This is a genomic window from Agrobacterium sp. LR_9, assembly GCF_041954855.1.
GTDB lineage: Bacteria > Pseudomonadota > Alphaproteobacteria > Rhizobiales > Rhizobiaceae > Agrobacterium > Agrobacterium leguminum.
Window position 1 is genome coordinate 173,318 of record NZ_JAVAYA010000006.1, and the last position, 26,116, is coordinate 199,433.

Annotated in this window: 28 protein-coding genes; 14 read left to right on the top strand and 14 right to left on the bottom strand. The window is 59.6% G+C overall.

Annotated features, from left to right (window positions below):
• Positions 1-36 precede the first annotated feature (36 nt).
• Entirely contained in the window at positions 37-1,887 is a 1,851-nt protein-coding gene (locus RAC79_RS09920; protein ID WP_174040060.1) for a M3 family oligoendopeptidase, read from the bottom strand.
• A 169-nt stretch (positions 1,888-2,056) separates the two neighbouring features.
• Here RAC79_RS09920 and RAC79_RS09925 point away from each other — a divergent pair, with 169 nt between their 5' ends.
• A complete protein-coding gene (locus RAC79_RS09925; RefSeq protein WP_174040059.1) occupies positions 2,057-3,604 on the top strand; it encodes a sigma-54 dependent transcriptional regulator in 1,548 nt (515 codons plus the stop codon).
• Positions 3,605-3,779: 175 nt separating this feature from the next.
• Entirely contained in the window at positions 3,780-5,684 is a 1,905-nt protein-coding gene (locus tag RAC79_RS09930; protein ID WP_174040058.1) for a DUF882 domain-containing protein, read from the top strand.
• 84 nt (positions 5,685-5,768) lie between these two features.
• Here the strand turns inward: RAC79_RS09930 and pyk are convergent, their stop codons facing one another.
• The gene (gene pyk / locus RAC79_RS09935) at positions 5,769-7,208 is read right to left on the bottom strand and encodes a pyruvate kinase (protein WP_174040057.1); all 1,440 of its coding nucleotides are present in this window, start codon (positions 7,206-7,208) and stop codon (positions 5,769-5,771) included.
• Entirely contained in the window at positions 7,208-7,594 is a 387-nt protein-coding gene (locus RAC79_RS09940; protein WP_020012242.1) for a DUF1036 domain-containing protein, read from the bottom strand. The genes pyk and RAC79_RS09940 overlap by 1 nt, the downstream gene beginning before the upstream one ends.
• 291 nt (positions 7,595-7,885) lie before the next feature.
• On the opposite strand from RAC79_RS09940, the gene RAC79_RS09945 reads away from it, so the two are divergent.
• The 3 genes from RAC79_RS09945 to RAC79_RS09955 all read left to right on the top strand — a co-directional run bounded on the left by RAC79_RS09945 (position 7,886) and on the right by RAC79_RS09955 (position 9,400).
• On the top strand, positions 7,886-8,674 hold the full coding sequence (locus RAC79_RS09945; RefSeq protein WP_065656510.1) for an N-formylglutamate amidohydrolase: 789 nt from the start codon (positions 7,886-7,888) through the stop codon (positions 8,672-8,674).
• A 15-nt stretch (positions 8,675-8,689) separates the two neighbouring features.
• Positions 8,690-8,995, top strand: a complete 306-nt coding sequence (locus tag RAC79_RS09950) for a DUF1244 domain-containing protein (protein ID WP_080857481.1) — start codon at positions 8,690-8,692, stop codon at positions 8,993-8,995.
• A gap of 147 nt (positions 8,996-9,142) precedes the next feature.
• Complete coding sequence (locus RAC79_RS09955) at positions 9,143-9,400, top strand: DUF2312 domain-containing protein (RefSeq protein WP_026364047.1); 258 nt, start codon at positions 9,143-9,145, stop codon at positions 9,398-9,400.
• Between the two features lie 42 nt (positions 9,401-9,442).
• On the opposite strand, the gene RAC79_RS09960 is transcribed toward RAC79_RS09955, so the two are convergent.
• The 6 genes from RAC79_RS09960 to RAC79_RS09985 form a co-directional block, all read right to left on the bottom strand.
• Entirely contained in the window at positions 9,443-10,012 is a 570-nt protein-coding gene (locus RAC79_RS09960; protein ID WP_065656509.1) for a hypothetical protein, read from the bottom strand.
• A gap of 46 nt (positions 10,013-10,058) precedes the next feature.
• Entirely contained in the window at positions 10,059-10,676 is a 618-nt protein-coding gene (locus RAC79_RS09965) for a tetratricopeptide repeat protein (protein ID WP_078052044.1), read from the bottom strand.
• 101 nt (positions 10,677-10,777) lie between these two features.
• Complete coding sequence (gene ykgO / locus RAC79_RS09970) at positions 10,778-10,903, bottom strand: type B 50S ribosomal protein L36 (RefSeq protein ID WP_003497670.1); 126 nt, start codon at positions 10,901-10,903, stop codon at positions 10,778-10,780.
• Positions 10,904-11,050: 147 nt separating this feature from the next.
• Entirely contained in the window at positions 11,051-12,127 is a 1,077-nt protein-coding gene (locus RAC79_RS09975; protein WP_142845351.1) for a 5-(carboxyamino)imidazole ribonucleotide synthase, read from the bottom strand.
• 11 nt (positions 12,128-12,138) lie between these two features.
• Positions 12,139-12,639: a 5-(carboxyamino)imidazole ribonucleotide mutase gene (gene purE / locus RAC79_RS09980; RefSeq protein WP_065656506.1), complete on the bottom strand. Its 501-nt coding sequence runs from the start codon at positions 12,637-12,639 to the stop codon at positions 12,139-12,141.
• A 15-nt stretch (positions 12,640-12,654) separates the two neighbouring features.
• Positions 12,655-12,858 (bottom strand): YdcH family protein, encoded by a 204-nt coding sequence (locus tag RAC79_RS09985; RefSeq protein WP_003497661.1) that lies wholly within the window; start codon positions 12,856-12,858, stop codon positions 12,655-12,657.
• A gap of 234 nt (positions 12,859-13,092) precedes the next feature.
• Between RAC79_RS09985 and RAC79_RS09990 the strand changes: the two genes are divergently transcribed.
• Positions 13,093-13,269 (top strand): YdcH family protein, encoded by a 177-nt coding sequence (locus tag RAC79_RS09990; protein ID WP_003506164.1) that lies wholly within the window; start codon positions 13,093-13,095, stop codon positions 13,267-13,269.
• 103 nt (positions 13,270-13,372) lie between these two features.
• On the opposite strand, the gene RAC79_RS09995 is transcribed toward RAC79_RS09990, so the two are convergent.
• Positions 13,373-14,137: a sulfite exporter TauE/SafE family protein gene (locus RAC79_RS09995; RefSeq protein ID WP_065656505.1), complete on the bottom strand. Its 765-nt coding sequence runs from the start codon at positions 14,135-14,137 to the stop codon at positions 13,373-13,375.
• A gap of 104 nt (positions 14,138-14,241) precedes the next feature.
• On the opposite strand from RAC79_RS09995, the gene RAC79_RS10000 reads away from it, so the two are divergent.
• The 6 genes from RAC79_RS10000 to RAC79_RS10025 all read left to right on the top strand — a co-directional run bounded on the left by RAC79_RS10000 (position 14,242) and on the right by RAC79_RS10025 (position 20,957).
• Positions 14,242-14,895, top strand: a complete 654-nt coding sequence (locus RAC79_RS10000) for a thiamine phosphate synthase (protein WP_065656695.1) — start codon at positions 14,242-14,244, stop codon at positions 14,893-14,895.
• An 8-nt stretch (positions 14,896-14,903) separates the two neighbouring features.
• Positions 14,904-16,004, top strand: a complete 1,101-nt coding sequence (locus RAC79_RS10005; protein ID WP_035262893.1) for a tetratricopeptide repeat protein — start codon at positions 14,904-14,906, stop codon at positions 16,002-16,004.
• 164 nt (positions 16,005-16,168) lie between these two features.
• Positions 16,169-16,969, top strand: coding sequence for an inositol monophosphatase family protein (locus tag RAC79_RS10010; protein WP_003520360.1), 801 nt, complete (start codon positions 16,169-16,171; stop codon positions 16,967-16,969).
• Between the two features lie 201 nt (positions 16,970-17,170).
• Positions 17,171-18,187, top strand: a complete 1,017-nt coding sequence (locus tag RAC79_RS10015) for a flagellar motor protein MotA (RefSeq protein ID WP_374996992.1) — start codon at positions 17,171-17,173, stop codon at positions 18,185-18,187.
• 2 nt (positions 18,188-18,189) lie between these two features.
• Positions 18,190-19,221: a peptidoglycan -binding protein gene (locus tag RAC79_RS10020; protein ID WP_003520358.1), complete on the top strand. Its 1,032-nt coding sequence runs from the start codon at positions 18,190-18,192 to the stop codon at positions 19,219-19,221.
• Between the two features lie 89 nt (positions 19,222-19,310).
• A complete protein-coding gene (locus RAC79_RS10025; protein ID WP_174040056.1) occupies positions 19,311-20,957 on the top strand; it encodes an FAD-binding dehydrogenase in 1,647 nt (548 codons plus the stop codon).
• Between the two features lies 1 nt (position 20,958).
• Here the strand turns inward: RAC79_RS10025 and RAC79_RS10030 are convergent, their stop codons facing one another.
• Positions 20,959-22,758 carry an ABC transporter transmembrane domain-containing protein gene (locus RAC79_RS10030; protein WP_142845349.1) on the bottom strand — a complete coding sequence of 600 codons (1,800 nt, stop codon included), beginning with the start codon at positions 22,756-22,758 and terminating at the stop codon, positions 20,959-20,961.
• A gap of 260 nt (positions 22,759-23,018) precedes the next feature.
• On the opposite strand from RAC79_RS10030, the gene rpmE reads away from it, so the two are divergent.
• Positions 23,019-23,240, top strand: coding sequence for a 50S ribosomal protein L31 (gene rpmE / locus RAC79_RS10035; RefSeq protein ID WP_003497640.1), 222 nt, complete (start codon positions 23,019-23,021; stop codon positions 23,238-23,240).
• 157 nt (positions 23,241-23,397) lie between these two features.
• On the opposite strand, the gene RAC79_RS10040 is transcribed toward rpmE, so the two are convergent.
• From RAC79_RS10040 to RAC79_RS10050, 3 genes are all read right to left on the bottom strand, one after another.
• Positions 23,398-23,913: a DUF1465 family protein gene (locus RAC79_RS10040; RefSeq protein WP_003506184.1), complete on the bottom strand. Its 516-nt coding sequence runs from the start codon at positions 23,911-23,913 to the stop codon at positions 23,398-23,400.
• Positions 23,914-24,317: 404 nt separating this feature from the next.
• The gene (locus RAC79_RS10045; protein WP_003506186.1) at positions 24,318-24,509 is read right to left on the bottom strand and encodes a DUF1192 domain-containing protein; all 192 of its coding nucleotides are present in this window, start codon (positions 24,507-24,509) and stop codon (positions 24,318-24,320) included.
• Entirely contained in the window at positions 24,506-25,795 is a 1,290-nt protein-coding gene (locus tag RAC79_RS10050; protein ID WP_035262904.1) for an MFS transporter, read from the bottom strand. Before RAC79_RS10050 ends, RAC79_RS10045 begins: the two co-directional genes overlap by 4 nt.
• A gap of 137 nt (positions 25,796-25,932) precedes the next feature.
• Here RAC79_RS10050 and RAC79_RS10055 point away from each other — a divergent pair, with 137 nt between their 5' ends.
• Positions 25,933-26,088 (top strand): hypothetical protein, encoded by a 156-nt coding sequence (locus tag RAC79_RS10055; protein ID WP_003520354.1) that lies wholly within the window; start codon positions 25,933-25,935, stop codon positions 26,086-26,088.
• Positions 26,089-26,116: the final 28 nt, after the last annotated feature.

Here is a 26,116-nt window from a genome sequence, read left to right on the forward strand (position 1 = left end):
TTGTCCGAAATAGGATAGCCCTGCCGGCGGAAGAGATTAAGCCTGTTTGTTATCCAGCGCTTCCAGCTCGTCGATCAGCCCCTCGATCATCGAAAGCCCCTTGTCCCAGAAAGAGGGATCGGTCGCATCGAGGCCGAAGGGTTTCAGAAGCTCCGAATGATGCTTGGTGCCGCCCGCCTTCAGAAGCTCGAAATATTTCTCCTGAAAACCCGTCTCGGCCTTCTGGTAAACCGCATAGAGCGAGTTTACCAGGCAGTCGCCGAAGGCATAGGCATAAACATAAAACGGCGAGTGAATGAAATGGGGGATGTAGGTCCACCATGTCTCGTAGCCCTCGGAAATCCGGATTGCCGGACCAAGGCTCTCGGCCTGAACGGACAGCCACAATTCACCGATCTGCTCGGAGGTCAGTTCTCCCTGTTTGCGGGCGGTGTGCAGCTTGCGCTCGAATTCATAAAAAGCGATCTGGCGCACGACCGTGTTGATCATGTCCTCGACCTTGCGGGCGAGCATGGCCTTGCGTTCCCGGACATCTTTCGTGTCGTCGAGCAGCTTGCGGAAGGTCAGCATTTCCCCGAAGACGGAGGCGGTCTCGGCAAGCGTCAGCGGCGTCGCGCACATCAAGGCGCCCTGTTCGCCGGCCAGAACCTGATGAACGCCGTGGCCAAGCTCATGGGCAAGCGTCATCACGTCGCGCGGTTTACCGAGATAGTTGACGAGCACGTAAGGATGGGCCGAGGGCACGGTCGGATGCGCGAAGGCGCCGGGCGCCTTGCCGGGCCGGGCCGGCGCGTCGATCCATTCTTCATCGAAGAAACGGCGGGCAATATCGGCCATCTCGGGGGCGAAATTGCCATAGGCGGAAAGCACGGTGTCCTTTGCCTCATCCCAGGGAATGATCGTGTTCGATGTATCGGGAAGCGGCGCGTTGCGGTCCCAATAATTCATCTGCTCCATGCCGAGCCATTTCGCCTTCATGGCGTAATAACGATGGGAGAGGCGCGGATAGGCCTTCTTGACCGCCGCCGCCAAGGCATCGACCACCTCGCGCTCGACGCGGTTGGCGAGATGACGGCTATCGGCAATATCCTCGAATTTGCGCCAGCGGTCGGAAATATCCTTGTCCTTGGCAAGCGTGTTGGTGATGAGCGTGAAGACGCGCAGATTGTCCTTGAAGGTGGCGCTCAGCGCCTGAGCCGCTTTCTTTCGGGTTTCCGGCTCCGGCTCCTGCAGCATGTTGAGCGTCACTTCCAGCGGCAGACTCGCGCCGTCAATGTCGAAACGCAGATCGGCCATCGTCTCGTCGAACAGGCGGTTGAAGGCCGCTGCGCTGGTCATCGATTTTTCAAGGAACAGCTGCTCCAGCTGGTCGTCGAGCTGGTGCGGCTTGTCCTTGCGCAAATCCACCAGCCATGGGCGGTAGTGACCCGCTACGGCATCATTCGCCATGCAGGCGTCCATCGTGGCGTCATCGATGCGGTTGAGCTCAAGGGTGAAGAACAGGAGGTGAGAGGAAATATCCGTCAGCTTCGCCTGGGCATCGCCGTAGAGCTTGCCGTTTGCCGGGTTCGACGTATCGGAAAAATAGGTTAGCCCGGCGAAGGAGCCGATGCGGCCGATGAGATCGTCCAGCGCTTCATATTCCCTGAGCGCGGCGCCGATGCCGTTTTCGCCCGTCGCCTTCGCAGCTGCTTCAAGCTTGCCCTTCCATTTCTTCTCGAAAGCCGCCGCCATCGACGCCGCCTTGTCGAGATCGCCCTTGTATTCCGGCGAATCGCCCGACGGATAGAGGTCCGAGAGCTTCCAGCCGGGCAGGTCGCCAAGCGCCGGACCGGTGGTTTCGGCAAGGGAGAAGACGGGTTGCGGGGTAGGGCGGTTGAGGGTCATCGAACGTGTCCTTCTGATTATGCGTGCGAAGCATATGGGGACCTTGTTTCCCGCGGCAATGGATAAAATGCAAGCAATTCTCAAAACTGGATGTTCAAGTCTCCCATGCCAGAGTGCGGAATAAGGGACCGCATGAAGCAGGTCCATAAACCGGAAACCGGAGCTAAAAATGACCGCGCATGTTCTCGTGATAGACGATGATCCCGTCCAGCGCCGCCTGCTCAAAAATGCGGTGGAACGTTATGGGCATCTCGCCTTGCTCGCCGAAAACGGCAAGGCGGGGCTGGAACTGCTCAAGCAATATAGCGGCGAGATCAATGTCATCGTCCTCGACCTCATGATGCCTGAAATGGACGGGCTTACCTTTCTCAAAGCTATCGGCGAACTCGGCACCGATGTTCCCGTCATTGTCCAGACGGGGCAGGGCGGCATCGATACCGTTGTGCAGGCCATGCGCGCCGGCGCTTTCGATTTTGTCGTCAAGCCGGTTTCGCCGGAAAGGATCGGCGCCGCCATCTCCAATGCGCTCAAGCTCGACAGGAGAGAGGCAAAGGCCCGCACGGGCCGGCGCGGACGGAGCAATGCAGTGAATTTTACCGATATCGTTTCCGCAAGCCCCGCAATGCTGAGGGTCATCGAACTCGCGCAGCGCGCCGCCCAGTCCAGCATTCCCGTGGTGCTGGAAGGCGAATCCGGTGTGGGCAAGGAAATGGTCGCCCGCGCCATCCAGTCGGCCGGAGACAGGGCGAGCAAGCCGTTCATCACCGTCAATTGCGGCGCCATTCCCCATAATCTCGTGGAAAGCATCCTCTTCGGCCACGAAAAGGGAGCCTTCACAGGCGCGACGGAAAAACATGTCGGCAAATTCATGGAGGCGGATGGCGGCACGCTGTTCCTCGATGAAATCGGCGATCTGCCGCTGGACGTGCAGGTGAAGCTGCTCCGCGCGGTCCAGCAGGGCGAAATCGAAACCGTCGGCTCCGCACGGGTGCAGAAGGTGAATGTGCGGCTGATCTCCGCCACCAACAAGAACCTCATCGAAGAGGTGAAGGAAGGCCGTTTCCGCGAAGACCTTTATTATCGCCTCAACGTCTTCCCGATCACCATTCCGGCGCTGCGCCGCCGCAAGGAAGATATTCCCCATCTGGCGCGGGTTTTCGCCGAGCGCTTTTCGGCGGAACAGAAATTGCCCAATCCCGTCGGTCTCAATGCCAGCGCGCTGGCGCTGCTGACGGCCTATGACTGGCCGGGCAATATCCGCCAGCTCGAAAACGCTGTCTTCCGTGCGGTAGTGCTCTCGCAGGGCGAGGAACTGTCGGATTCCGATTTTCCGCAGATCGCGCTTCAGCTGCCGGAATTTTCGACCGGTGACGATGCGGACGATGTCATCCGCACACCATCGGGAGCGTCTCTGAAACTTGCGGCCTATTCACCGGCCCCGCCACCGGTCGCTGAAAACCACGCTGTCATCGAGGAGCCGTCGGATTTTTCCACCACCATCTACCGGGGTGGAAACCTGATCTCCAGCATGGATGAATCGGGCAATATCCGCAAACTGGCCGAGATCGAGGAGGAGCTCATCCGTTTCGCCCTGCGCTTCTATCGCGGGCAGATGAGTCAGGTCGCCAGAAAGCTTGGTATCGGCCGTTCGACTCTTTACCGAAAGCTGAAAGATTATGGCATCGATCCCGACGATCCCCTTCGAGATGCAGCCTGAGCGCACAACCCCCGTATTCGAGGGCAGATCGTAAATTCGTTAACTTCTGAGCAAGGATATCCGCTTACCGTCTATAAACCTCTTGTTAGTGGCTGATTCACTATGTAGAGGAAGGTTGTATGTGTGTGGCAATTTTGCCATCGTGTCACCGTATTTGACGTTCATTTGAGGCAATGTGACAGAAATTGTCTTCCAGGCGGGGATCGAATTGCCATATCTGCATCGGAATAACGCGCTTTCGACAAAGATCGCGCGCGGCTTGATCAAGGATATATGCACGAAGCTGTCGGCGCGCGCTGTCACCTTTGCCTGCCTGATGCTCGCCGCAATGCCTTTCGTAGGTGTTTCGGCGACGGAAGCCGCCGCCGAGACGCGAAGCCTCAAACTGTATTATATCCATACACGCGAGAAGGCGGTCATCACCTTCAAGCGCAATGGAAAATATGACCAGAAAGGTCTGCAGGAGCTGAACCGCTTCCTGCGCGACTGGCGGCGCAACCAGCCGACACGCATGGACCCGCGCCTTTTCGATCTCGTCTGGGAAGTTTATCGCCGCAGCGGCGCGACCGACTATATCAACGTCGTTTCGGCTTTCCGCTCGCCGGAAACCAACGGTTTGCTGCGCACACGCACCAAGGGTGTCGCGGAAAAAAGCCAGCATATGCTCGGCAAGGCCATGGATTTTTATATCCCCGGTGTGAAGCTTGCCCGTCTTCGTGAAATCGGCATGCAGATGCAGATCGGTGGCGTCGGTTTCTATCCGACGTCGGGCTCTCCCTTCGTGCACATGGATGTCGGCGGCGTTCGCGCCTGGCCGCGCATGAGCCGCCAGGAACTCGTCCGCATCTTCCCGAACGGCAATACGCTGCATCTTCCTTCCGACGGCAAGCCGCTTCCCGGTTATGAGCAGGCGCTCGCCGATTACAAGAAGCGCGTCAGCTCCTCCTCCATTCAGGTTGCTTCCAGTGCCGGTGCCGGCCCTGCCTCATCTGGCGGCGGCAAGCGCAAGACGTTGCTGCAGGCCCTCTTTGGCGGCGGTGACGAGGATGAAGATCCCGATAGCATCGCAGCGCCGGAGCCCGCAGAACGCCCGGCCGTCGCCCGTCCGGCGGCTCCGCAGCAGGCGGCTCCCGAGCCTGAACCCACCATTGCAGTTGCTTCGGCACAGGCGCTTCCCGGCGTGAACGATGCGCCGCTGCCAACGGCTCGACCTGCCTTCGGTAACCAGCCGCCGGCCAATACCGGCCTTGCGACTGCGCTTTATTCGCCGGCCCGCAATGCCGCACAGGATGCCCTGCAGGCAGCGACCACGCCGACTCCGGCTTCCGCGCCGGCCGAGCGCCAGCAATTTGCCGATCTGGCTGAAGTATCCGTGCCGGTGCCCACACTTCTTGGGCCCCGTGGCATGAAAGGTGATGCGGAAGGATCGATCCTGACGGCGTCCGCAGATGGTGCGACACCGGCTGCGACCGGCGAACTCGCTTCTGTTCCGGTTCCTGCCAATCGTCCGGCCGTGGCGGAAGCCCTGCTGGCGGCGGCCAATGCCGATCCAGAAGGTGAGGACGATCTCGCCGAGGCGCAGGAGGATACGCTTTCACCGACGGTTGTTGCGGCTCTTGAACAGAGCGGTCAGGCCGCCCGGTCGCAGGTCCAGTCGGCTGCCATGCCGACAGCCGCGCCATTCCCGGCCGCCGTCAACCATAAGGTTACCGTCGCACCCGCCGAAACGGCCAAGGCCGAACCGCAGGCTGGCTTCGGTGATGCTTTCGACCTGAAACCTGCCATCAATGGCGGCCTCAGCGCCGGCATGCCGACAAAGGGTTCGCGCCCGAGCAGGCAGGATGCCGCCGTTTCCCAGCAGGCCATGGTGGGCGGTGGACGCCTGACGCAGGATCTGATTTCGGATTGGGCGCTCAACCAGAACAAGGGTACGACTGGACGCTCGGTAAAGGCGCCGCGTGTTGTCGCCAACCGCATGCTCAGCAACGACATGTCGGCTTCCGCCACCTCGGCGAGCTTCAAGCCTGGTGCAGTGGCCATCGAATCCAGCCGCTTCAGCACGCCGGTGAAGATGCACTGAGCCTGTTTTCATAAGTAAGACGGCCGAGAGGCCAACAAAAAACCCGCCGTTACCGGCGGGTTTTTTATGCGGGATATTGAAGCTTTAGACGCCGCTCTGGCCATCAGAGCCGATATAGGCGATGCGGACCATATTGGTCGCGCCGGGGGTGCCGAGCGGTACGCCTGCGGAGATGATGATACGATCGCCCGGCTTGCCGAAACCTTCGGAAACCACGATGCGACAAGCGCGGTTCACCATGTCATCGAGGTCGCTGGCATCGCCCGTGACGACGCAGTGCAGGCCCCAGACGACCGACAGGCGGCGTGCGGTCTGGATGATCGGCGACAGCGCGATGATCGGAACCTGCGGCCGTTCGCGCGCGGCGCGCAGGCCGGTCGTGCCCGAGGACGTATAGGTGACGATTGCCGCAAGCTTCAGGGTTTCGGCGATCTGGCGCGCGGCAAGCGAAATGGCGTCGGCGCCGGTCGGTTCCGGCTGGGCGCGCTGCGCATAGATGATATTGGAATAATAGGGGTCCTGCTCCACCGTGCTGGCAATGGAGGCCATGGTGGAAACCGCTTCGACCGGGTAGTCGCCGGAGGCAGATTCAGCAGAAAGCATGATGGCGTCTGCGCCTTCGAAGACGGCGGTGGCGACGTCGGAGACTTCGGCGCGGGTCGGCACAGGCGCAGTGATCATCGATTCCAGCATCTGCGTGGCGACCACGACCGGCTTGCCGGCGCGGCGGCAGGCGCGGGTCAGCTGCTTCTGGATGCCCGGAACGGCTTCCAGCGGCATTTCGACGCCGAGATCGCCACGGGCGACCATCAGCGCGTCGGAAAGCTCGATGATTTCTTCGATGCGCTCGACAGCCTGCGGCTTTTCGATCTTGGACATCAGGCCGACGCGGCCGCGTGCGATCTTGCGAACTTCCGCAAGGTCTTCCGGACGCTGGACGAAGGAAAGCGCTACCCAGTCGACTTCGCCGGTGGCGAGAACGGCGTCGAGATCGACACGGTCCTTGTCGGTCAGAACGCCGACGCCGAGCAGCGTATCGGGCAGGCTGATGCCCTTGCGGTCGGAAATGCGTGTACCGGAAATGACGGTGGTGACGATGCTCTTCCCGTCGCTCTTTTCAGCGCGCAGATGCAGCTTGCCGTCGTCGATCAGCAGGCGATGGCCCGGCTTGACCGCCTCGAGAATTTCCGGATGGGGAAGGAAAACGCGGGTGTTGTCACCAGGCGTGTCGTTATTGTCCAGCGTGAAGCTCTGGCCCGGAACGAGTTCGACCTTGCTTTCGGCGAATTTTCCGACGCGCAGCTTGGGACCCTGCAGGTCGGCCAGAATGCCGATGGGGCGGCCGGTACGGCTCTCGACAGAACGGATACGCTGAATGAGCGTCCGCATCACGTCGTGGCTCGCATGGCTCATGTTGATCCGGAAAAGATCTGCGCCAGCAAGATGCAGCTTCTCGATCATCGCCTCTTCGGAAGAGGCTGGGCCGAGAGTTGCAAGAATTTTGACTTTGCGGTTACGCTTCATCAGTTTTGATTTCCCTGTGTGCCTGGCGTATCGGAGAGCTGGACCATCCAGCTGCCCTGTCTGCCCGTGTCATATTCCTTGAAACCCATTCTCTGGAAGCTGCGGGCAAAACAATCGTCCACGCCGTTGATCTTGAACTCGTTTTCCGCCACGCACATGTTGACGTCACCGGTCCAGCGGCCGCCATGGGCGGCATCTTCGGCATAGAGATAATAATAACGTGACTGCAGCTCACCCTCGATCAGCGTCGCGCAGGTCGAGGAGGGGACCTGCCACCAGCCTTCGCTGACCCAGCCCTCCTGTGCCCTGTAGCCGATTGCGACCCCCACGAGGTTCTGCGTGCTGTTGCACACGCGAAAATCCGCATGCGCGGGCGCCGCGATCATGAACGGGGTCAGAAACAATGCCGCTGCGGAAAAAAGACGGGCGATATGCCGAAAGTGGCGAGGAAGAGCGAGAGATGACTGAGTCACGGCTTCCATCCGGATTCCATGGTTATAATGAACACACTTCTTGGCGTGGCCGCCCAAGAAAGTCAACGCGATTTTAATCGATTATATTGTTCGTGGGATCGTGAGTGCGATAAGGTAGATGGCTGTTCTTTCGCCGCAACTTGCGCCCGGCCTCAAGCCATGCCATCAAGCTTCTCTCCTCAATCCTGCCCCAGAAAATCATCGATGAACGACTTCATACCCTATGAAATCATAGAAGGCGATTATGACAAAGGCATGGTTCTTCTGGCGGACCATGCCATGAACCTCCTGCCGGCACACTACGGCAAACTTGGCCTTCCGCAAACCGCTTTTCATCGCCATATCGCATTTGATATCGGTATAGAGGGGCTGACGCGCTCACTTGCCGCGCGCCTTGGCGTGCCGGCGGTGCTCGGGCGGTTTTCCCGGCTGCTGATCGATCCGAATCGCGGCGAGGATGATCCCACTCTCATCATGAAGATTTCGGACGGGGCGATCATCCCTGGCAATCATCCGATTTCGGATGAGGAATGGCAAAGGCGGATCGAGATTTTCCATCGGCCCTATCACAATGCCGTGGATCGTGTGCTGACCGGCGTGGCCGAGGCCTCGGAAGAAGCGCCGCTGGTTCTGTCGCTGCATTCCTACACGCCGTTCTGGAAGGAAACGCCGCGGCCATGGCATGCGGCGGTTCTGTGGGATACGGATCATCGTGCGGTCGATCCGCTTCTGGCGCATCTGCGGGCCACGGGCGACATCCTCGTCGGTGACAACGAACCCTATGACGGAGCGCTCAAGGGTGACACCATGTATCGCCATTGCATGATGAAGGGCATACCGCATGCGCTTCTCGAGGTTCGGCAGGATCTGATCGCGAATGAAGAGGGGATCGCCGAATGGTCGGACCGGCTCGCTCCCATTTTCGCCGCAATGAACGACGATCCCGTCCTGCATGAATATCAGCAGTTCGCCTCCCGCACCGGTCCCTACTGAGCCTGGAGTTTTGCCATGACGACTGAGAACGACAATCGGCAGGTCGAATTCGAGGCGGCGGCATTTCGCCGTCTCGTGCAGCACCTTCGCGAACGCCACGACGTGCAGAACATCGACCTGATGAATCTCGCCGGCTTTTGCCGCAACTGCCTTTCCAACTGGTACCGGGAAGCGGCCGAGGAGGCCGGCGTTCCCCTCAGCAAGGAAGAGTCCCGGGAAATCGTCTACGGCATGCCCTATGAGGACTGGAAGGAAAAATATCAGGCGGAGGCGAGTGATGCCCAGAAAGCCGCCTTTGAGCAGAACAGGCCCAGGGAATAACCCCGATCGACGGAAACGACTTGACGCGAGGCCTTTCAGTGGGCAGTTCACAGGCCGGAATTCTGCTGCCCGCCGGCAGCGACCGGCGAAGGCTTCGCCCGGATATAATGAACAAGGCTCGCATGCGGGCCGCCAATGAAGGATGACATGATGGACGATACCAGCACCACCGAAACCGTCGCCGCCGCAGAACTGCGCCAGATTATTGAACGGATTGAACGTCTGGAAGAAGAAAAGGCTGCCATTCAGGGCGATATCAAGGATGTCATCGGTGAGGCCAAAGGCCGTGGTTACGATACCAAAGCGATCCGCACCATTATCCGCTTGCGCAAAAAGGACGCCAACGAGCGTATCGAGGAAGAAACCATTCTTCAGACGTATATGGCTGCGCTCGGCATGGAATGATCAACAGCTAGCTGTGGGGCGACTTCCGGGTGCGCCCTGCGGCTAAATCTTATTTTCCAACACGTCCTTGTTGGCGATAAGAAGCTCCAGGATTTTTTCACTTACGAATTTGTGCTCTTTTGACAATTCGGCTTGGCGCTTTTCCGCGGATCGCGAAATCTCTGCAAACATAACGACTGTAAACAGAAACTCCTCGAAACCGCCTGACCGGGTCACTTCGGATGTGGCGCGTTCCGTCGTGAGAGTACGAAACAAATTGCGCTTCTCTTCGTCCGAAACGTGGAATACCAGTTTGTGCGCAAACCTATTCCGTAAGTTATTGACGGCCCTTAGAACATTGCCGAATTCATCACGAAAATATCCCAGCGCCTGACATAGGCTGAGCTTCTCAGCGAACGATCTGTGGCCGTTGAAATATGAGGCGGGATGATCGAGATGCATGTTCAAAACTTCAGTGACGATGTGATCCAGATAGATATGGGCGACGATGAGTTTCCCCCAATCCTCAGTCACGGAAATTCGATCTATGAACTCGCTTATATCGAAACTCGGATTGTCTCCGATGGAGTTTAAAAGACTTTCGGCTGCTTTAAATTCACTCTGCTCTGCCAAAATAAAGCCCTGCTAAGTCCAATAAATAAAATCAGTGGTATCGAATTCAGCCGCGCGTGCCGGCCAGCTTTTCCGAAAGGTCGACGGCCTCCTTGCGGGCGTCCTTGTCTGCGGGGTAGAGCGCCAGATAACGTTCCCAAGCCTTCAACGCCAGCTCGTCGCGGCCCGAGGCTTCGAGGATGTTGGCAAGGCTTGCCAGCGCCGGGAAATAGCGCGGCTCCCTTTCCAGCGTCAGGTTGATATCCGCCATCGCCTTGCGGGTGTCGCCATCGGCAAAATGCACCATGGCGCGGCGATAGGGCGCCTGCACATAGTCCGGATCGAGCAGAATGACCTGGTCGAGAAAATCGTAAGCGGCGGCGTTGCGCTTTTCGTCGGCGGCTTCGCCCGCCCATTGCATCAGCAGGTTGACCGTTGCGCTGCCGGAATCATTCCATTCGGAGGCGATCTGGTTAGCAATGCTGCGCGCCTTGACCGCATTCCGTTCTTTTTTCAGCGATGCGAAAAGCGTGTCGATCGTCTTGGCGGGTGAAGGTGAGTCCGCGACAGCAGGCGGTTGCCCGTCTGCCGCGTGGGCAATGGCAGCCATTCCCGAAAGCGGGAGGCTTGAAAACAGGAAGCCCTGGGCGAGGATGATAGCCGTGCAAAAACGATTTGGGCGCATGGGTTAAAGCTTAACCCGACTGCGCCCAATATCAAATGCAAACTTCTGCTCTGTCAACAAAGTGATCCGCGAGCTTGATCGCGAACCGCAGTCGCAGTCAATCAGCCCTGACGAGCCTTGAAGCGCGGGTTCTGCTTGTTGATGATGTAGACGCGGCCCTTGCGGCGAACCAGGCGGTTATCGCGATGACGGGCCTTAAGCGCTTTAAGCGAATTCTTGATCTTCATTTTACTGGTCCGCAGTTTTGCACGGTTTCTGCCGTGCTTATTCAAACAATCAAAAGCGCGCAACGGGGCGCGCTCTTTTCGGTTGGCAGGCAGATACCCGTTTGAGCCCTGCCTGTCAACACTTGCCCGTGTCTTTGCCTTAAAAGACTAGGCTTTTCCTGTGCGCAAAAGCTCGGTCACATGGCCCATCTTGCGGCCCGGCCGTGCTTCCGTCTTGCCGTAGAGATGCACGAGACAGTCTTTTTTCGACAGCCATGCCGGTACATCGTCGATGTCGTCGCCGATGAGGTTGGTCATGACGCAATCCGAATGGCGATCCGTGCTGCCGGGAGTAAGGCCCGATACGGCCCGGATATGCTGTTCGAATTGCGAGATTACGCAGGCCGCCTCCGTCCAGTGGCCGGTATTGTGAACGCGCGGCGCCATTTCATTGGCGACCAGCGAACCATCCGGCAGGACGAAGAATTCGATGCCGATGACGCCGACATAATCCAGCGCAGCCAGAAGCTTTTCCGCCGATTGCACGGCAACTTCCCTCGCGGCGTCGGAAAGTGCGGCCGGAACGGTGGACGTGTGTAGAATGCCGTTCAGATGAACGTTCTCGGCCGGATCGTAGCAGGTGACGGTTCCATCCAGGAAACGCGCGGCGATAATCGAAATTTCCCGCTCGAAGGAGATGAAGCTCTCGAGAATCAGCGGCACGCCGCCGAGCGCCGCAAAAGCGCCTGCGAGGTCTTCTCCACCGCGGAAAAGACGCTGGCCCTTGCCGTCATAACCCATGCGGCGGGTTTTCAGCACGCCCTTGCCGCCGAAGGCGGCCAATGCGGCCTCCAGCTCTTCCTGGTTGTCCACAGCACGGAAATCAGCAGTCGGGATGCCGCAGCCATTGAGGAAGCGCTTTTCCGTCAACCGGTCCTGCGAGGCGCTGAGCGCTTTCGGAGGCGGATAGACGGGAACGGAGAGGCTGAGCTTTTCGGCGGCCGCAACAGGCACGTTCTCGAATTCGTAGGTCACGACATCGCAACGGCTTGCGAGTTCCGCAAGCGCGTTTTCGTCGTCATATTCCGCCACGATCTGCTCGTTGCAGGCCTGCGCAGCCGGACAATCGGCCTGCGGTTCGAGTACGATGGTACGGTGGTTGAGGCGGGCTGCGGCCATCGCCAGCATACGCCCGAGCTGCCCGCCACCGATGATGCCGATGGTCAGGTTGGTCGTCTTTGCCATCACTTTTGTCGTCACTGGGTGCTGTCCATTGGATATTCCGCGACAGCCGCCGACTGGCGCGCACGCCAGGCATCCAGCCGGTCGGCGAGGTCGTCGTCGCTCAGCGCCAGAACCGCGGCGGCAAGAAGGGCCGCATTGATCGCGCCTGCCTTGCCGATGGCGAGCGTGCCAACCGGAATTCCGGCGGGCATCTGCACGATGGAATAGAGGCTGTCCTGACCGGACATGGTCTTGGACTGCACCGGAACGCCGAAGACCGGAAGCGGCGTCATCGAGGCCGTCATGCCCGGCAGGTGGGCGGCGCCGCCCGCACCGGCGATGATGACCTTGAAGCCTTCGTCCTTCGCGCTATTGGCGAAGTCATAAAGCCGGTCCGGGGTGCGGTGGGCGGAAATGATGCGGGCTTCGTATTCGATGTCGAGCGCATCCAGCGTATCGGCGGCGTTCTTCATGGTCTCCCAGTCGGACTGGCTGCCCATGATGATGGCGACGGGGGGCGTTTCTGCTGTCACGTAATGTCTCCGGGCTCAGGCGATGATATCGGGAATGACCTGGTCTTCGAGCTGGGTCATCTTGTCCTTGACGGCCAGCTTCTTCTTTTTCATGCGCTGTATTCTCAGCGCATCGCAGCTGGTCTGGATCATCGCGTTGATCGCCGCGTCATAATCCTCATGCTCCTGGCGCAGCCGCGCCAGCGTGAGCCTGATGTCCGCCTGGTCCTGATCGGGCATCTCGTCATCCCCATTTTATGCCAGCCGGATCGGCTCCGGCGCGTCTGTGATCGTTCACGAGCCTCTATCATCAAATCGCGGTAACGGGAAGTTATCCCTTGCGACCAAATTGCCCACTTATTGCCTTCATTTCGCCTTCGACAAGCGGCGCGATCCGTGTCACATTGCCGTCGTAAACCTGAAACTCCAGCGATGGAGAGCTGGAGGTAGGTTCAAAAAGGAAGGACGTGCCGCATGACCATTCAGGCTCATATTGCATCGCTCGAAAAGAAACACGGTGCTCTGGAGGAGGAGCTCGAAAGTATTCTTGCTTCCCCGTCGTCTGACGATAGAGAGATCGCGGACCTTAAACGTCGAAAACTGCGCCTGAAGGATGAACTGCAGAGGCTCAAGGCCTCGACAAGACATTGATTTATGCCATTCCGTCGGCCCTCGATGAATGAGGGGTCGACGGTCTGAGCCTTTCGAGCTCTGGCGGCGAAAACCTGCTGCCAGAGCTTTTTTATTGTCGGATTTAGAACGGCAGTCCGTCCCATAGCAGTTTAAGCGCCGCAATCAGCGCCATGGCATACATGAGTGGGTAAAACACGGCCGGTTTCAGATATTTCACCACCCTGGCGCCAGCAAGCGTCGCCAGCATCGCCACCGGCAGCAGGCTTGCCGATGTCTTGAGGTTGGTGGCGTCCAGCGCGCCGAGCGCGAAATAGGGAATGAGCTTGATCGCATTCATGATGGCGAAGAAGCGCACGCTCATGCCGGTATAGGTCTTTGGATCGAGCTTCAGCGGCAGAACATAGATCTGAAAGGGCGGACCGCCCGCATGAGCCACGAAACTCGCATAACCCGACAGGCTGGACCAGAGGGTTGCAGCAGCCGGTCTTTGCGGCTTGGCCGGGATTTCCTGGCCTTTGCGGCTTTTGAAGCTCTCATGGAAGTAACGCAGCACGAACAGGATCGTGACAGAGGCGACGACGAGACGCATGGCGTCCGCGGAAATGAGGCTCGAGGTCGCCCAGCCGAGCGCGATACCGGCGATTGCGCCCGGCAGCATGATGAGGAGCGTTTCCCGGTGGTTGTAATGCCGCCAGGCAAAAAGCGCCACGATATCCATGACGATCAGGATCGGCAGGAAGATGGCCGCCGCCTGCACTGGCGATACGGCAAGCGCCATCAGCGGCACGCCCATAAGGGCCAGAGCACCGCCCAGCCCGCCCTTGGAAAGACCGACGAGCACGACTGCGGGGATGGCGACGAGATAAAAATGAAAATCGGTGAGCATGGATGGACAGTTGATCCTTTCGCCGGTCCGGTTTATCGGATTTGTCATATGAAAACGAGTGCAGATTGCGCGGTAAGCGTCTTCTGTCTGAAATGGACGAACCGATGACCCTAGTTGAAGATCGTTGCCGCCTTGTCCTGATCGTTCCGCAATCGGACGACGCGCAAAAGCAGGCGACAGAGGTGGAAGATGCATTGCGGGGCGGCGATGTCGCTTCCGTCATCATTCCGCAATATGGTCTGGATGACGCCGCTTTCCAGAAACGCGCCGAACTGATCGTGCCGCTTGTCCAGAAGGCAGGTGCGGCAGCGCTCATCGCCGGCGACAGCCGCGTTGCCGGTCGCGTGAAGGCGGATGGCCTGCATGTGGTTGGCAATGGCGAGGCGCTTGCCGAGGCCGTGGAAAAATTCACCCCGAAGCTCATCGTCGGCGGCGGCAATGCGGATGACCGTCACAAGGCGCTGGAGCAGGGCGAGGCCAATCCGGATTATGTGTTTTTCGGCAAGCTCGAAGGCGACATCAAGCCGGAAGCGCACCCCAAAAACCTGGCGCTCGGCGAGTGGTGGGCCTCGATGATCGAAATCCCGGCCATCGTCATGGGTGGTACCGATGTGTCCTCGGTGGTGGCCGTGGCCGAAACCGGTGTGGAGTTCGTGGCAATGCGCAGCGGCGTTTTCGATAACGCCACCGGCGCTGCCCAGGCCGTTTCTGAAATCAACGCCCTGCTTGACGAAAAAGCGCCACGGTTTGACGGTTGATACAGGCGATGATCATGCGCTCGGTTCACCTCTGCCTTTCCGTTTCGCTGCTGGCGCTCGCTTTCGGCGCGCCGGCGGGTGTCGCTTTTGCCCAGTCCGGGCCGCAGAGCGAAAGCAATGCGCTGTCCCGCCAGCTGGAAAATGAGGCTCAGCCGACCCGTCAGGGCCGGGTGCAATCCGAAGAGCAGAAGGACTTGCAGCCGTCGGCAGGCGTGAATGTCTATCAGCGCATGGGCGCGGAATTGCCGGCGCTGCCGCCTGAAAAGGAATTCAAGGGCCGGGTGGACGAAGCTTACGGGCATTTCCAGCGCGGCGAATATGTGCAGGCGCTCGACAAGGCGCTGAACCGCGCGCAGAACGGTGACGCAGCCGCCCAGACGCTGGTGGCGGAAATGATGTCGCGTGGTCTGGGCATCGCCCGTGACGAGAAGACAGCTGCTTTCTGGTACCAGCAGGCGGCTCAGGGTGGCGATCCCGTCGCCATGTTCAAATTCGCGCTGATCCTGATGGAAGGCAAATTCGTCACCCGCGACAAGGCGAAGGCCGACGATTTCATGCGCCGTGCGGCGGAAGCTGGCAACGCCTCTGCCCAGTTCAACTGGGGTCAGATACTGGTTTCGGAAAATCCCGGCGCCAAGGGTCTGCTGATGGCTTTGCCGTTCTATGAGAAATCCGCCGAACAGGGCATTGCCGATGCGCAATATGCGGTGTCGCAGATTTACTGGTCGCTCAAGGATGTGCCGGCCGAGAAGAAGGCAAAGGCGCGGGACTGGCTGACACGGGCCGCGAAGGCGGGCTACGATACCGCGCAGGTCGATCTCGGCATCTGGCTGGTCAATGGTTTCGGCGGTGAGCGCAATCTGGATGAGGGCTTCCGCTGGCTCTATGGTGCGGCACAGCGCGGAAATGTCGTGGCGCAGAACAAGGTGGCGCATCTTTACATTCAGGCGCTCGGCACCCGGCCCGATCCGGTCGAAGCGGCCAAATGGTATGTGCTTTCCCGCCGCGCCGGGCTGAAGGACCCGTCGCTCGAGGACTTTTATCTCGGCATCACCGACGAGCAGCAGAAGAAGGCGATTGAGGCCGCAAATCGTTTCCGCCCGACGTGATGGAAGGGTAGCCTTGCCACGCTGGCGTTGACCCATCGGCTTTTTGCCTTGAATTTCCGCGCGTTTTGTGGTCTTGAACCGCAAACTTTCAATTCAAGAAAATAATGACGTGCCTGCCCGGTGAGCTTCCGGGCGGTTCGCAAGCTTTCCAGGAAACAACATCGATGGCCCGTTCAGCCCTTCTCAATGTCATGGTTCAGGCCGCCATCAAGGCGGGTAAGTCTTTGTCGCGTGACTTCGGTGAAGTGCAGAACCTTCAGGTCTCGGTCAAGGGACCGAGCGATTTCGTCTCGCAGGCGGACCTGAAAGCCGAGAAGATCGTGCGCGACGAGCTGATGAAGGCCCGCCCGACCTACGACTTCCTGGGTGAAGAAGGCGGCGAGGAAAAGGGCACGGACGGCGCACATCGCTGGATCGTCGATCCGCTGGATGGCACCACCAACTTCCTGCACGGCATTCCGCATTTCGCGGTTTCCATTGCGCTCGAGCGTAACGGTGAAGTCGTCGCCGGTGTGATCTTCAATCCGGCCACCGACGAACTCTACACTGCCGAGCGCGGCGGCGGCGCGTTCCTCAACGATCGCCGCATCCGCGTCGCTGCGCGCAAGGCGCTGACCGATTGCGTCATCGGTTGCGGCGTGCCGCATCTTGGCCGCGGCAATCACGGCAAGTTCCTGGTCGAACTTCGCCACGTCATGGGGGAGGCAGCCGGCATCCGCCGCATGGGTGCGGCGTCGCTCGATCTCGCCTACGTTGCCGCTGGCCGTCTAGATGGTTACTGGGAAGCCGATCTTTCGCCATGGGACATGGCGGCAGGCTTGGTGCTGATTCGTGAAGCCGGCGGTTTCGCCTCCGACATCAAGGGCGGCACGGATATCTTCGGCAGCAGCTCCGTCGCTGCCGGCAACGAATATATCCACAAGGCGCTCGTTGAGGTCGCCAACCGTCCCATTCCGGGCCGCTGATTGGTTTTCGGCGGAAAACCTGCCGTTTTCCGCAAGTTTTAGACGCCCGGTGAATATTCGCCGGGCGTTTTTGTTTTCCGTCCTCCGGTTCCAGGCTGTTTTCGTGAAACGCCTGTGACGAAAGACCGGCTTTTCGCTTCAAATCGTCGCAATTTTCAAATAGCTTCCGCTGGATAGCTGACCAAAGGGAATGCGAACGTTATGGCGGATTCGGAGCTGCTCGATCTTGGCGTCGAGAAACCGGTGACCACACGGCAATACAGCCACAAGCTGTCCAGCCCGACACCGTTTCTCTGGACGATGGTTCTGTTTCTGGTCCTCGTGGGCTTTCTGGCGGCCATTCTTTACCGGCAGGCCCACACCGCCTTCATGACCAATCCGGGGCTCAACGGCTTCATTCTCGGCGTGCTGGCCATCGGCATTATTCTGGTGTTTACACAGACGATGAGCCTGCGTTCCGAAGTGCGCTGGTTCAATGGCTTTCGCGCTGCCGGCAGCGTCGAAAAGGTCGGCCGTGCGCCCAAGCTGCTTGCGCCGATGAGCACGCTGATCGGCAAGCGTGGCGAAGTCCGGCTTTCTGCCGTTACGCAGCGGACGATCCTCGATTCCATCGCGACGCGCCTTGACGAGACGCGTGACACATCGCGTTATCTCGTCGGCCTGCTGGTGTTTCTCGGCCTGCTCGGCACCTTCTGGGGCCTGATCGGCACCATTGGCGCCATCAGCAATGTCATCCAGTCGCTCGATCCAAGCGCCGGCGACAGCAACGATATTCTCGGCTCCCTCAAGGCAGGCCTGACTGCGCCGCTGGCGGGCATGGGAACGGCCTTTTCCTCGTCGCTGCTCGGTCTTTCGGGGTCGCTGATTCTCGGCTTCCTCGATCTTCAGGCCGGCCGCGCCCAGAACCGTTTTTATACCCAGCTCGAAAACTGGCTTTCCTCGGTGACGGATACCACGGAAGGGCCGCGGGAGTTCAAGGGCGAACCCGGCGCCGTGGTCAGCACCGAGCGCTCGCTTGCGGCCATGACCAGCCTTGCCGAAGGCATTCAGGGCCTGGTCAAGAACATGCGCAGCGAACAGCAGATGTTGCGTGACTGGATCGAAGCGCAGCAGGAAGAATCGAAATCGCTCCGCCGCACGCTCGACCGGCTGTCGGCGCGGATCGACAGCGACACGAAATCTTCCGGACGCACCCGGCACGATAACGGGAGCGAGTAGCCATGGCGCTTGCGCGCAACCGCCGCCGCGACAGGGGTGTGGATTATTGGCCGGGTTTCGTCGACGCGCTTTCGACGCTGCTCATGGCCATCATGTTTCTGCTCACGGTCTTCGTGCTGGCGCAATTCGTTCTGTCGCGGGAAATCACCGGCAAGGACGAGGTGCTGACACGTCTCAACAGCCAGATTGCCGAACTGACCGAACTTCTGGCCATGGAAAAAGGCAACAAGCAGGATATTGAGGACGCACTCGCGAGCCTGCAATCCACCCTTGCCGCATCCGAAAACGAGCGCTCGCGCCTGCAGGCGCTTCTCGATGCGGGATCTGGCAGCAATGCGAATGCCAATGCCCGGATCGGTAGCCTGACCGGTGAGCTGGACGAGCAGCGGCAGGCCAATTCCCGTGCCTCCGCACAGATCGAATTGCTCAACCAGCAGATTGCAGCGCTGAGAGCGCAGATCGCCTCGGTCGAAGCCGCGCTTCAGGCCTCGGAAGCCAAGGATGCCTCTTCTCAGGTCAAGATCGCCGATCTCGGTCGCCGTCTCAATGTCGCGCTGGCGCAGCGGGTGCAGGAACTAAACCGGTATCGCTCCGATTTCTTCGGGCGGCTTCGCGAAATCCTGTCGGACCGCGAAAACATCCGCATCGTCGGCGACCGGTTTGTCTTCCAGTCCGAAGTGCTCTTCCCCTCCGGCGGCAATGAACTCAACCCGGAAGGGCAGGCGGAGATGGAGAAGCTTGCTGTCGCGCTGCTCGATCTTGCCAAGGAGATTCCGGCGGAGATCAACTGGGTGCTGCGCGTGGATGGCCATACGGATAATGTTCAGCTTTCCGGTTCCGGGCGTTATCGGGACAATTGGGAGCTTTCCTCGGCCCGCGCCACCTCGGTTGTGAAATTCCTGATCTCCAAGGGCGTGCCGGCAAACCGGCTGGTCGCCGCCGGTTTCGGCGAATATCAGCCGATTGCCGAAGGCGATACGCCGGAAGCACGGCAGCAGAACCGCCGTATCGAACTCAAGCTTACTGAGCGCTGAAATCGCGGACCGCGTCATCGCGGTTGCCTTCTGATGAAAGTAAATTTACGTTCGCGTAAAAGTAATTCCGTCATATCTGGGAGGGGCTGATGGAAGGCTATGATGTGATCGTTGTCGGCGCGGGGCTTGCCGGGCTGGTGGCGGCAACCGAGGCGGCTGAGCGGGGTTTCAGCGTCTGCGTCGTGGATCAGGAGGGCGAGCAGAACCTTGGTGGGCAGGCCTTCTGGTCGCTGGGTGGACTGTTTTTCATCGATAGTCCCGAACAGCGCCGGATGCGGGTGCGAGACAGTCTCGATCTTGCAAGACAGGACTGGTTCGGTTCGGCCGGTTTCAACCGTCCGGAGGATTATTGGCCGCGCCGCTGGGCGGAGGCTTATCTCGATTTTGCTGCCGGTGAGAAACGCGAATGGCTGCACCGCATGGGCATGCGCTGGTTTCCCGTTGTCGGCTGGGCCGAACGCGGCGGCAGCCTTGCCCACGGCCATGGCAATTCCGTTCCGCGTTTCCATGTAACCTGGGGCACGGGTCCGGGCGTACTTGCACCCTTCGTAAAAAAGGCGAAGGCCATGGCGGCAACCGGCCGGCTAACCTTTCGCTTTCGCCACCGGGTTGATCGTCTGGAGATCACCGACGGCCGGGTGACCGGTGTTTCAGGCGCTGTTCTTGCACCCGACCAGGTGCAGCGCGGGCAGGAGAGCAGCCGGGAAGAGCAGGGCGATTTTGTCTTCTCCGCTGCTGCGGTCATCGTCAGTTCTGGCGGCATCGGCGGCAATCAGGAACTGGTGCGGCGCAACTGGCCGGTGGAACGGCTGGGCGAGCCTCCTGCCAGCATGGTTTGCGGTGTTCCCGCGCATGTGGATGGCCGCATGATCGCCATTACGGAAACCGCCGGTGGAGCCGTCATCAACCGTGACCGCATGTGGCATTATACCGAGGGCGTGAAGAACCTCGATCCGATCTGGCCGGGTCACGGCATCCGCATCTTGCCTGGCCCCTCGTCCTTCTGGTGCGATGCGGATGGAAACCGCCTTGCCGCCCCGGCCATGCCGGGTTTCGATACGCTCGGCACGCTAAAAATGCTGGGTGAACGCGGCAGCGGCCATAGCTGGTTCATTCTGACCAAGGCGATCATCAAGAAGGAATTTGCGCTTTCAGGCTCGGAACAGAATCCGGATCTGACCGGCAAGGATATAAGGCTGCTGCTCAAAAGACTGGGCAAGGAACCGCCGGGACCGGTGCGTGCCTTCATGGAGCGCGGCGAAGATTTCGCCGTCCGGGATAGGCTCGAAGAACTCGTGACGGCGATGAATGCCATCAGCGGCGACGACCGGCTGCATATAGACCATATCCGTCATCAGATAGAGGCGCGCGACCGCGAAATCGAAAACGGTTTCAGCAAGGATGCGCAGGTAACGGCCATCCACGGCGCGCGCCGTTATCTCGGCGACCGGCTGATGCGGACGGCAAAACCGCACCGGCTGCTTGATCCGGCAATGGGGCCGCTGATCGCCGTGCGGCTGCATGTGCTGACGCGCAAGACGCTTGGTGGCCTCCATACCGATCTTGAGGGGCGGGTGCTGGATGCCGCCGGTGCGCCGGTTCCGGGCCTTTATGCCGCCGGAGAAGTGGCGGGTTTCGGCGGCGGCGGCATGCATGGCTATAATGCGCTGGAGGGCACGTTCCTTGGCGGCTGCCTGTTTTCCGGCCGCGTTGCGGGGCGCAAAGTGCTGGCGTGATCTAGGCCTGGGCGCGCAATTCGTCCGGCCCGGTCTGGAATTGCAGCCGGGCAAGCCGCGCATAAAGGCCATTCTGGCGAATGAGGCTCTGATGCGTGCCCTCTTCGATGATGCGGCCCTCATCCATCACCAGAATACGGTCAGCCTTCAGCACAGTGGCGAGGCGATGGGCGATGACGATGGTGGTGCGGGTTTTCATCAACTCATCGAGCGCCTTCTGCACCAGCGTTTCGCTTTCCGCATCCAGCGCCGAGGTGGCTTCGTCGAGCAGCAGGATTGGCGCATTGCGCAGAATGGCGCGGGCAATGGCGATGCGCTGGCGCTGGCCGCCGGAAAGCGTCACGCCGCGCTCGCCCACCTGCGTATCATATCCTTCGGTGAGACGTTCGATGAAGCTGTCGGCCTGTGCGGCGATGGCGGCGGCCCGCACCTCCTCGCGTGTCGCGTCAGGTCGGCCAAAGGCGATATTATCGTGGATGGAGGAGGCGAATATCGCCACATCCTGCGGAACGATGGACAGGCGCGCGCGCAGATCGGCAAGGGTGACGTCGCGAATATCCGTGCCATCGACGGTGATGCGGCCCTGCTGCGGATCGTAAAAGCGCATCAGCAGCGAAAAGACCGTGCTCTTGCCGGCACCGGAAGGCCCGACGATGGCGACGGTTTCGCCGGCGCTGACCTTGAAGGAGAGGCTGGAAACGATCGGCCGTTCTGTCGCGAGTGGATAAACGAAATCGACATTCTCGAATTCCGCCTCGCCGCGCGGCGGTTGCGGCATGGCGACGGGCGATATGGGTTCCGCGACGGGCGAGTGCTCGTTCAGCAGTTCGGAGAGCCGTTCTGCCGCACCGCCCGCCTGCGCCAGTTCGCCCCATACTTCCGAGAGCTGACCGAGACCGCTTGCCGCGATGACCGAATAAAGCACGAACTGGCCGAGCGTACCGGCCGTCATAGTGCCCGAGAGCACGCTTTGCGCGCCATACCAGAGAATGCCGACGACGCTGCCGAAGACGAGCGCAATGGCAACGGCGGTGAGGATGGAGCGGGCGCCGATGGCGGCGCGTGCGCCCTGATAGGCGGCTTCCACGGAGGCTCCATAACGGGCATTCGCCAGCACCTCGGCATTAAAGGACTGCACGGTGCGGCTCGCCGCAATCGTCTCGGAAGCATAGGCGGCGGAATTGGCCAATGTGTCCTGCGTGGTGCGGGAGCGGGCGCGAACCGAGCGTCCGAAGGCGATCAGCGGAAAAACGATGAAGGGAATGGCAAGCAGCGCAAGGCCGGAAAGGCCGGGGCTGGTATAGATCATCATCGCCACCGCTCCGCAGCACATGATGATATTGCGCAGCGCTACCGAGGCGGACGAGCCAAAAGCCGAGCGAATCTGCACGGTATCGGCGGTCAGCCGCGAGGTCAGCTCGCCGGATCGATTGCTATCGAAAAACTGCTGCGACAAGGTGGTGAGGTGGGCAAAGACATCGCGGCGCAGATCGGCGACGACCCTTTCACCGATGGTCATGACGTAATAATAACGCATGGCGCTGGCGAGCGCGAGGACTACCGCAATCGCCAGAAGCATGGCGAAATAGCTGTTGATCATGCCGCCGTCCGGCGTCTGGAAACCGTGATCGATAATGCGGCGAACGGCAAGCGGCAGGGCGAGTGTCGTGGCGGAAGAAAGCACGAGAGCGAAAAGGGCAGCCGCCATCAGGCCGCGGTAACGCCGGAGATAGGGAAACAGGCCAAGAAGCGGCTTCAGGCTTCGTTGTTTCGCCGCTTTCTGCTCGTCAATGTCTGCCACGTCCTCTATGCTCCTCATTCCCTGCCGTTTTGGGCCTTTTGCGGGTGAATTTCCCGCGTGCGGCAAAATTCCCGCCCCTTTGGCCATCTCCCTTCACAAGGGGATTGCAGGCTCTTGTTATCTGGGCGACCTTCATGTATAGGCTCCGCATCGAATTGGGAAGCCATAGCCCATCTGGTCTATGGCTTCATTTATTGAAATGGCTCAGTTGACGCAATTGCGGCAAATGGACCGCACGTCACTTAACCAGGAAGATTGTCATGAAGGCTGATATCCATCCCGATTATCACACGATCAAGGTGGTCATGACCGATGGCACCGAATACGAAACCCGCTCCACCTGGGGTTCGGAAGGCGCCGTCATGAACCTTGAAATCGACCCCAAGTCCCATCCGGCATGGACGGGCGGCAACCAGCAGCTTATGGACCGCGGTGGTCGCGTTTCCAAGTTCAACAAGCGTTTCGGCGGCCTCGGCCTCTGATCCTCTTGCGGACGGATCGTTTAAAAAAAAGCCCGGTTTTGCCGGGCTTTTTTGTTGCCATTTTTCGGCGATGGCGCTCGCGCCCCCGTAGCACGCAAAAGAAAAAAGCAGGCCGGTGAGCCTGCTTTTCAAATTGTCCGGATAAGGTCGTCTTTTCTCAGTTGATCGAGAAAGCCGTGCGCAGGAGGTTGAGCTGCGCCTGCACGCTGTTTTCATTGTCCGGCACCTTGGCGGCTTCGGACGGGCGATAGATTTCGCGGTCGAGCAGGGCGATGCGGTTCTGGAGACGCAGCGAGCGCTCGATGAGGTCGCGGAAGGATTCCGGCAGGTCGTTCCAGCCGGGCGCATTGCGGTCGACGTTGAAGCTGTCGAGTCGCACCTTGTTCTTTTCGCTCAGAACCTGATCGCGCGTCATTTCACCGTTGTTGACGGCGCGCTGCAGAAGCAGCCAGGAGGCCATCTGCATCAGGCGGGTGGTGAGGCGCATCGATTCCGCCGCATAAAGCACCGAGGCCATGCGCGGCAGCACCTTGGAGGCGGCGCGGCCGGCGCCGTCGAGATAACTTGCCGTTTCCTCAACCAAGGTCATGCCTTCGGTATAGAGGGTCTTGAACTGGTTGGAAGCAGCTGCGCGACCCGCAAAGCTTATGGTATTTAAAACCTGTTCCGACATTTTCTTTAAATCCCTGCTCACGCACCACACTGTCAGGCAACGACGACGCGGATATTTTGTTCCGGCCTTTAGTGTTTTCAGGATGGTATCTTTACCTGAAATGCGCAAGGCAATTATTAAAGAAGGGTTAATACCCACAGTTTTACGGAAACCGGCCAGCGGCAAAAAAAGAGCCGCGAAAGCGGCTCTCAAGGTAAAACAGGGAGAAAAATCAGACCAATTCGCCGTATGGAGAAGATGCCTGAGGTCCAGAAGAACTGGACATGTATAGTAATCTCTCAGAAAGCTTAATTTTTGGTTAATGGTAAACGAAAGACTGCCCCGTAATATTCATTTTCGGGCGCTGGCTGAGCCTTAGCTTACGGCAGCGGAAGTGCAGTCGTGTACCTATTCTGCAGTGCGCGTCAGGATCGGAAGAGATTTTCCGCCGCCTGCCTTCCGGCGGATTTCCGTGTCCTCTCCTCTTCGAGTCGGGTGATTTCGGCTTGCAGAAGATCGATACGGCTGCTCAGTTCGTCCACGGAAAGAAGGCTGAGATCGCCACCGATCTCATGCGCTGCCGGTTTTTGCGGACGGTCATCGTCAAAGAGGCTCATATGCCTGCTCCTTTTTCCACATAGTCGCCATCGTCGCCTGGATATTGCGGCGCGCGCGGGTCAAGCGCAATACTTTCCGGCGTGACGAGCGGCGAGGGTGTCGTTGGCATCATCGTCGAGAAATTGTCTTTTTCCTCGGTTGAAAGTGCTGCGCGCCGGCGGCTTCTGATGATGGCATAGGCGGTGATGAGCAGATGGGCCACAGCCGTGACCAGAAACAGCGCATAGGGGCCGAAATGGGTCATGATCGCGCCGCCGAGCGTCGGGCCGATGATGGTGCCGATGCCGTAAAGCAGCAGCAGACCACCGGAAACCTTGACGAAGTCTTCCGATGCGGCGAAGTCGTTGGCATGTGCCACGGCGATGGGATAGAGCGCGTTGGCGGCGGCGCCATAAATGGCGATCATCGAAATCAGCACATAAACATCATGCGGTTGGACCACCGCGACAGCCAGGCCCGCGACCGCGCCAAGCCCGGCCAAGCCCGCCAGCACATAGCGGCGGTCTATCCGGTCTGAAAGCCGGCCTGCGGGAAATTGCGCCAGCGCACCGACGAAAATCGTGACGGACACCATGATGGCGATCATGGTCGGGTCCAGTCCTGCCCGCGCACCGAAGACGGCGCCGAGCGTACCGTAAGCGCCGTTGGCAATGCCGATCATCAGAATGCCGATGAAGGAAACCGGTGAGTTGCGGTAAAGGGCCGGCAGATCCAGCTTCACCTTCTGCAACGGCTGTGGGCTCGCCGCTTTCGAAAGCGTGGCCGGCAGAATGGCGATGCAATAGATGATGCCGCAGATCATGAACAGCGAGGTATTGCTGATATCCCCCATCGGCACGATCATCTGCCCCGCCACGACGCCGAGCAGCGTGATGGCGATATAAAGCGAGAAGATCATGCCACGACTTTCATTGGTGGCGCGCTCGTTCAGCCAGCTTTCGATGATCATCGAGGTTCCGGCCGTGCAGAAACCGGTTAGCGCGCGCAGCGCGATCCATGAGGTGTCGTCGATGATAAGGCCGGTCATCAGCACCGTCAGGCACACCAGCGCCACGAAGGACCCGAATGCCCGCACATGCCCGGCGCGGCGCACGATGGCAGGCGCGACAAAGCAACCGACGACGAATCCCGCCGCCCAGGAGGTGCCCAGAAAGCCAAGAATTTCGTTGGAGTAACCTTCCGCCGAACCACGCACCGGCAGCACGAGGCCCTGAAGGCCGTTGCCGAGAAAAAGAAACAGAGTGCTGGATAAAAGAGCGAATACGGGTAGAAGATTTCTGCTCATGAAAACACTCTCATGCGTTCGGACGGACGGTCGGACAGGTCATAGGACGGGCGTTACCCGAATGAGTTGCACTCTTCTGGTGAACGGTAAAAATGTCCAGCCTGTGACGATGCAGAAATAAAGAAAAGGCTCAATAAATGACAAAGGCGATCGGCCTTTTTTTACTGCTGGCCATGGTGGTCCAGATCATCCGGCCGCTCGGTCTGCCGGGCCTGAAAAAAAGAGGCGATTGCTGGAAGATCGCGGTTGCCGCCTTTGTCATCTGGTCGGTGACGCTGCTTCTGCGCCCGTAAGGAAAAACCGCCGCGGAGGCAGGCTCCT

Excerpts from the sequence above, each read along its gene's own strand:
- RAC79_RS09920 (WP_174040060.1), bottom strand. The coding sequence starts at position 1,887 with ATGACCCTCAACCGCCCTACCCCGCAACCCGTCTTCTCCCTTGCCGAA.
- RAC79_RS09925 (WP_174040059.1), top strand. The coding sequence starts at position 2,057 with ATGACCGCGCATGTTCTCGTGATAGACGATGATCCCGTCCAGCGCCGC.
- pyk (WP_174040057.1), bottom strand. The coding sequence starts at position 7,208 with ATGAAGCGTAACCGCAAAGTCAAAATTCTTGCAACTCTCGGCCCAGCC.
- RAC79_RS09940 (WP_020012242.1), bottom strand. The coding sequence starts at position 7,594 with ATGATCGCGGCGCCCGCGCATGCGGATTTTCGCGTGTGCAACAGCACG.
- RAC79_RS09945 (WP_065656510.1), top strand. The coding sequence starts at position 7,886 with ATGAACGACTTCATACCCTATGAAATCATAGAAGGCGATTATGACAAA.
- RAC79_RS09950 (WP_080857481.1), top strand. The coding sequence starts at position 8,690 with ATGACGACTGAGAACGACAATCGGCAGGTCGAATTCGAGGCGGCGGCA.
- RAC79_RS09955 (WP_026364047.1), top strand. The coding sequence starts at position 9,143 with ATGATGGACGATACCAGCACCACCGAAACCGTCGCCGCCGCAGAACTG.
- RAC79_RS09965 (WP_078052044.1), bottom strand. The coding sequence starts at position 10,676 with ATGCGCCCAAATCGTTTTTGCACGGCTATCATCCTCGCCCAGGGCTTC.
- ykgO (WP_003497670.1), bottom strand. The coding sequence starts at position 10,903 with ATGAAGATCAAGAATTCGCTTAAAGCGCTTAAGGCCCGTCATCGCGAT.
- RAC79_RS09975 (WP_142845351.1), bottom strand. The coding sequence starts at position 12,127 with ATGGCAAAGACGACCAACCTGACCATCGGCATCATCGGTGGCGGGCAG.
- RAC79_RS09985 (WP_003497661.1), bottom strand. The coding sequence starts at position 12,858 with ATGCCCGATCAGGACCAGGCGGACATCAGGCTCACGCTGGCGCGGCTG.
- RAC79_RS09990 (WP_003506164.1), top strand. The coding sequence starts at position 13,093 with ATGACCATTCAGGCTCATATTGCATCGCTCGAAAAGAAACACGGTGCT.
- RAC79_RS09995 (WP_065656505.1), bottom strand. The coding sequence starts at position 14,137 with ATGCTCACCGATTTTCATTTTTATCTCGTCGCCATCCCCGCAGTCGTG.
- RAC79_RS10000 (WP_065656695.1), top strand. The coding sequence starts at position 14,242 with ATGACCCTAGTTGAAGATCGTTGCCGCCTTGTCCTGATCGTTCCGCAA.
- RAC79_RS10005 (WP_035262893.1), top strand. The coding sequence starts at position 14,904 with ATGATCATGCGCTCGGTTCACCTCTGCCTTTCCGTTTCGCTGCTGGCG.
- RAC79_RS10010 (WP_003520360.1), top strand. The coding sequence starts at position 16,169 with ATGGCCCGTTCAGCCCTTCTCAATGTCATGGTTCAGGCCGCCATCAAG.
- RAC79_RS10015 (WP_374996992.1), top strand. The coding sequence starts at position 17,171 with ATGGCGGATTCGGAGCTGCTCGATCTTGGCGTCGAGAAACCGGTGACC.
- RAC79_RS10020 (WP_003520358.1), top strand. The coding sequence starts at position 18,190 with ATGGCGCTTGCGCGCAACCGCCGCCGCGACAGGGGTGTGGATTATTGG.
- RAC79_RS10025 (WP_174040056.1), top strand. The coding sequence starts at position 19,311 with ATGGAAGGCTATGATGTGATCGTTGTCGGCGCGGGGCTTGCCGGGCTG.
- rpmE (WP_003497640.1), top strand. The coding sequence starts at position 23,019 with ATGAAGGCTGATATCCATCCCGATTATCACACGATCAAGGTGGTCATG.
- RAC79_RS10040 (WP_003506184.1), bottom strand. The coding sequence starts at position 23,913 with ATGTCGGAACAGGTTTTAAATACCATAAGCTTTGCGGGTCGCGCAGCT.
- RAC79_RS10045 (WP_003506186.1), bottom strand. The coding sequence starts at position 24,509 with ATGAGCCTCTTTGACGATGACCGTCCGCAAAAACCGGCAGCGCATGAG.
- RAC79_RS10050 (WP_035262904.1), bottom strand. The coding sequence starts at position 25,795 with ATGAGCAGAAATCTTCTACCCGTATTCGCTCTTTTATCCAGCACTCTG.
- RAC79_RS10055 (WP_003520354.1), top strand. The coding sequence starts at position 25,933 with ATGACAAAGGCGATCGGCCTTTTTTTACTGCTGGCCATGGTGGTCCAG.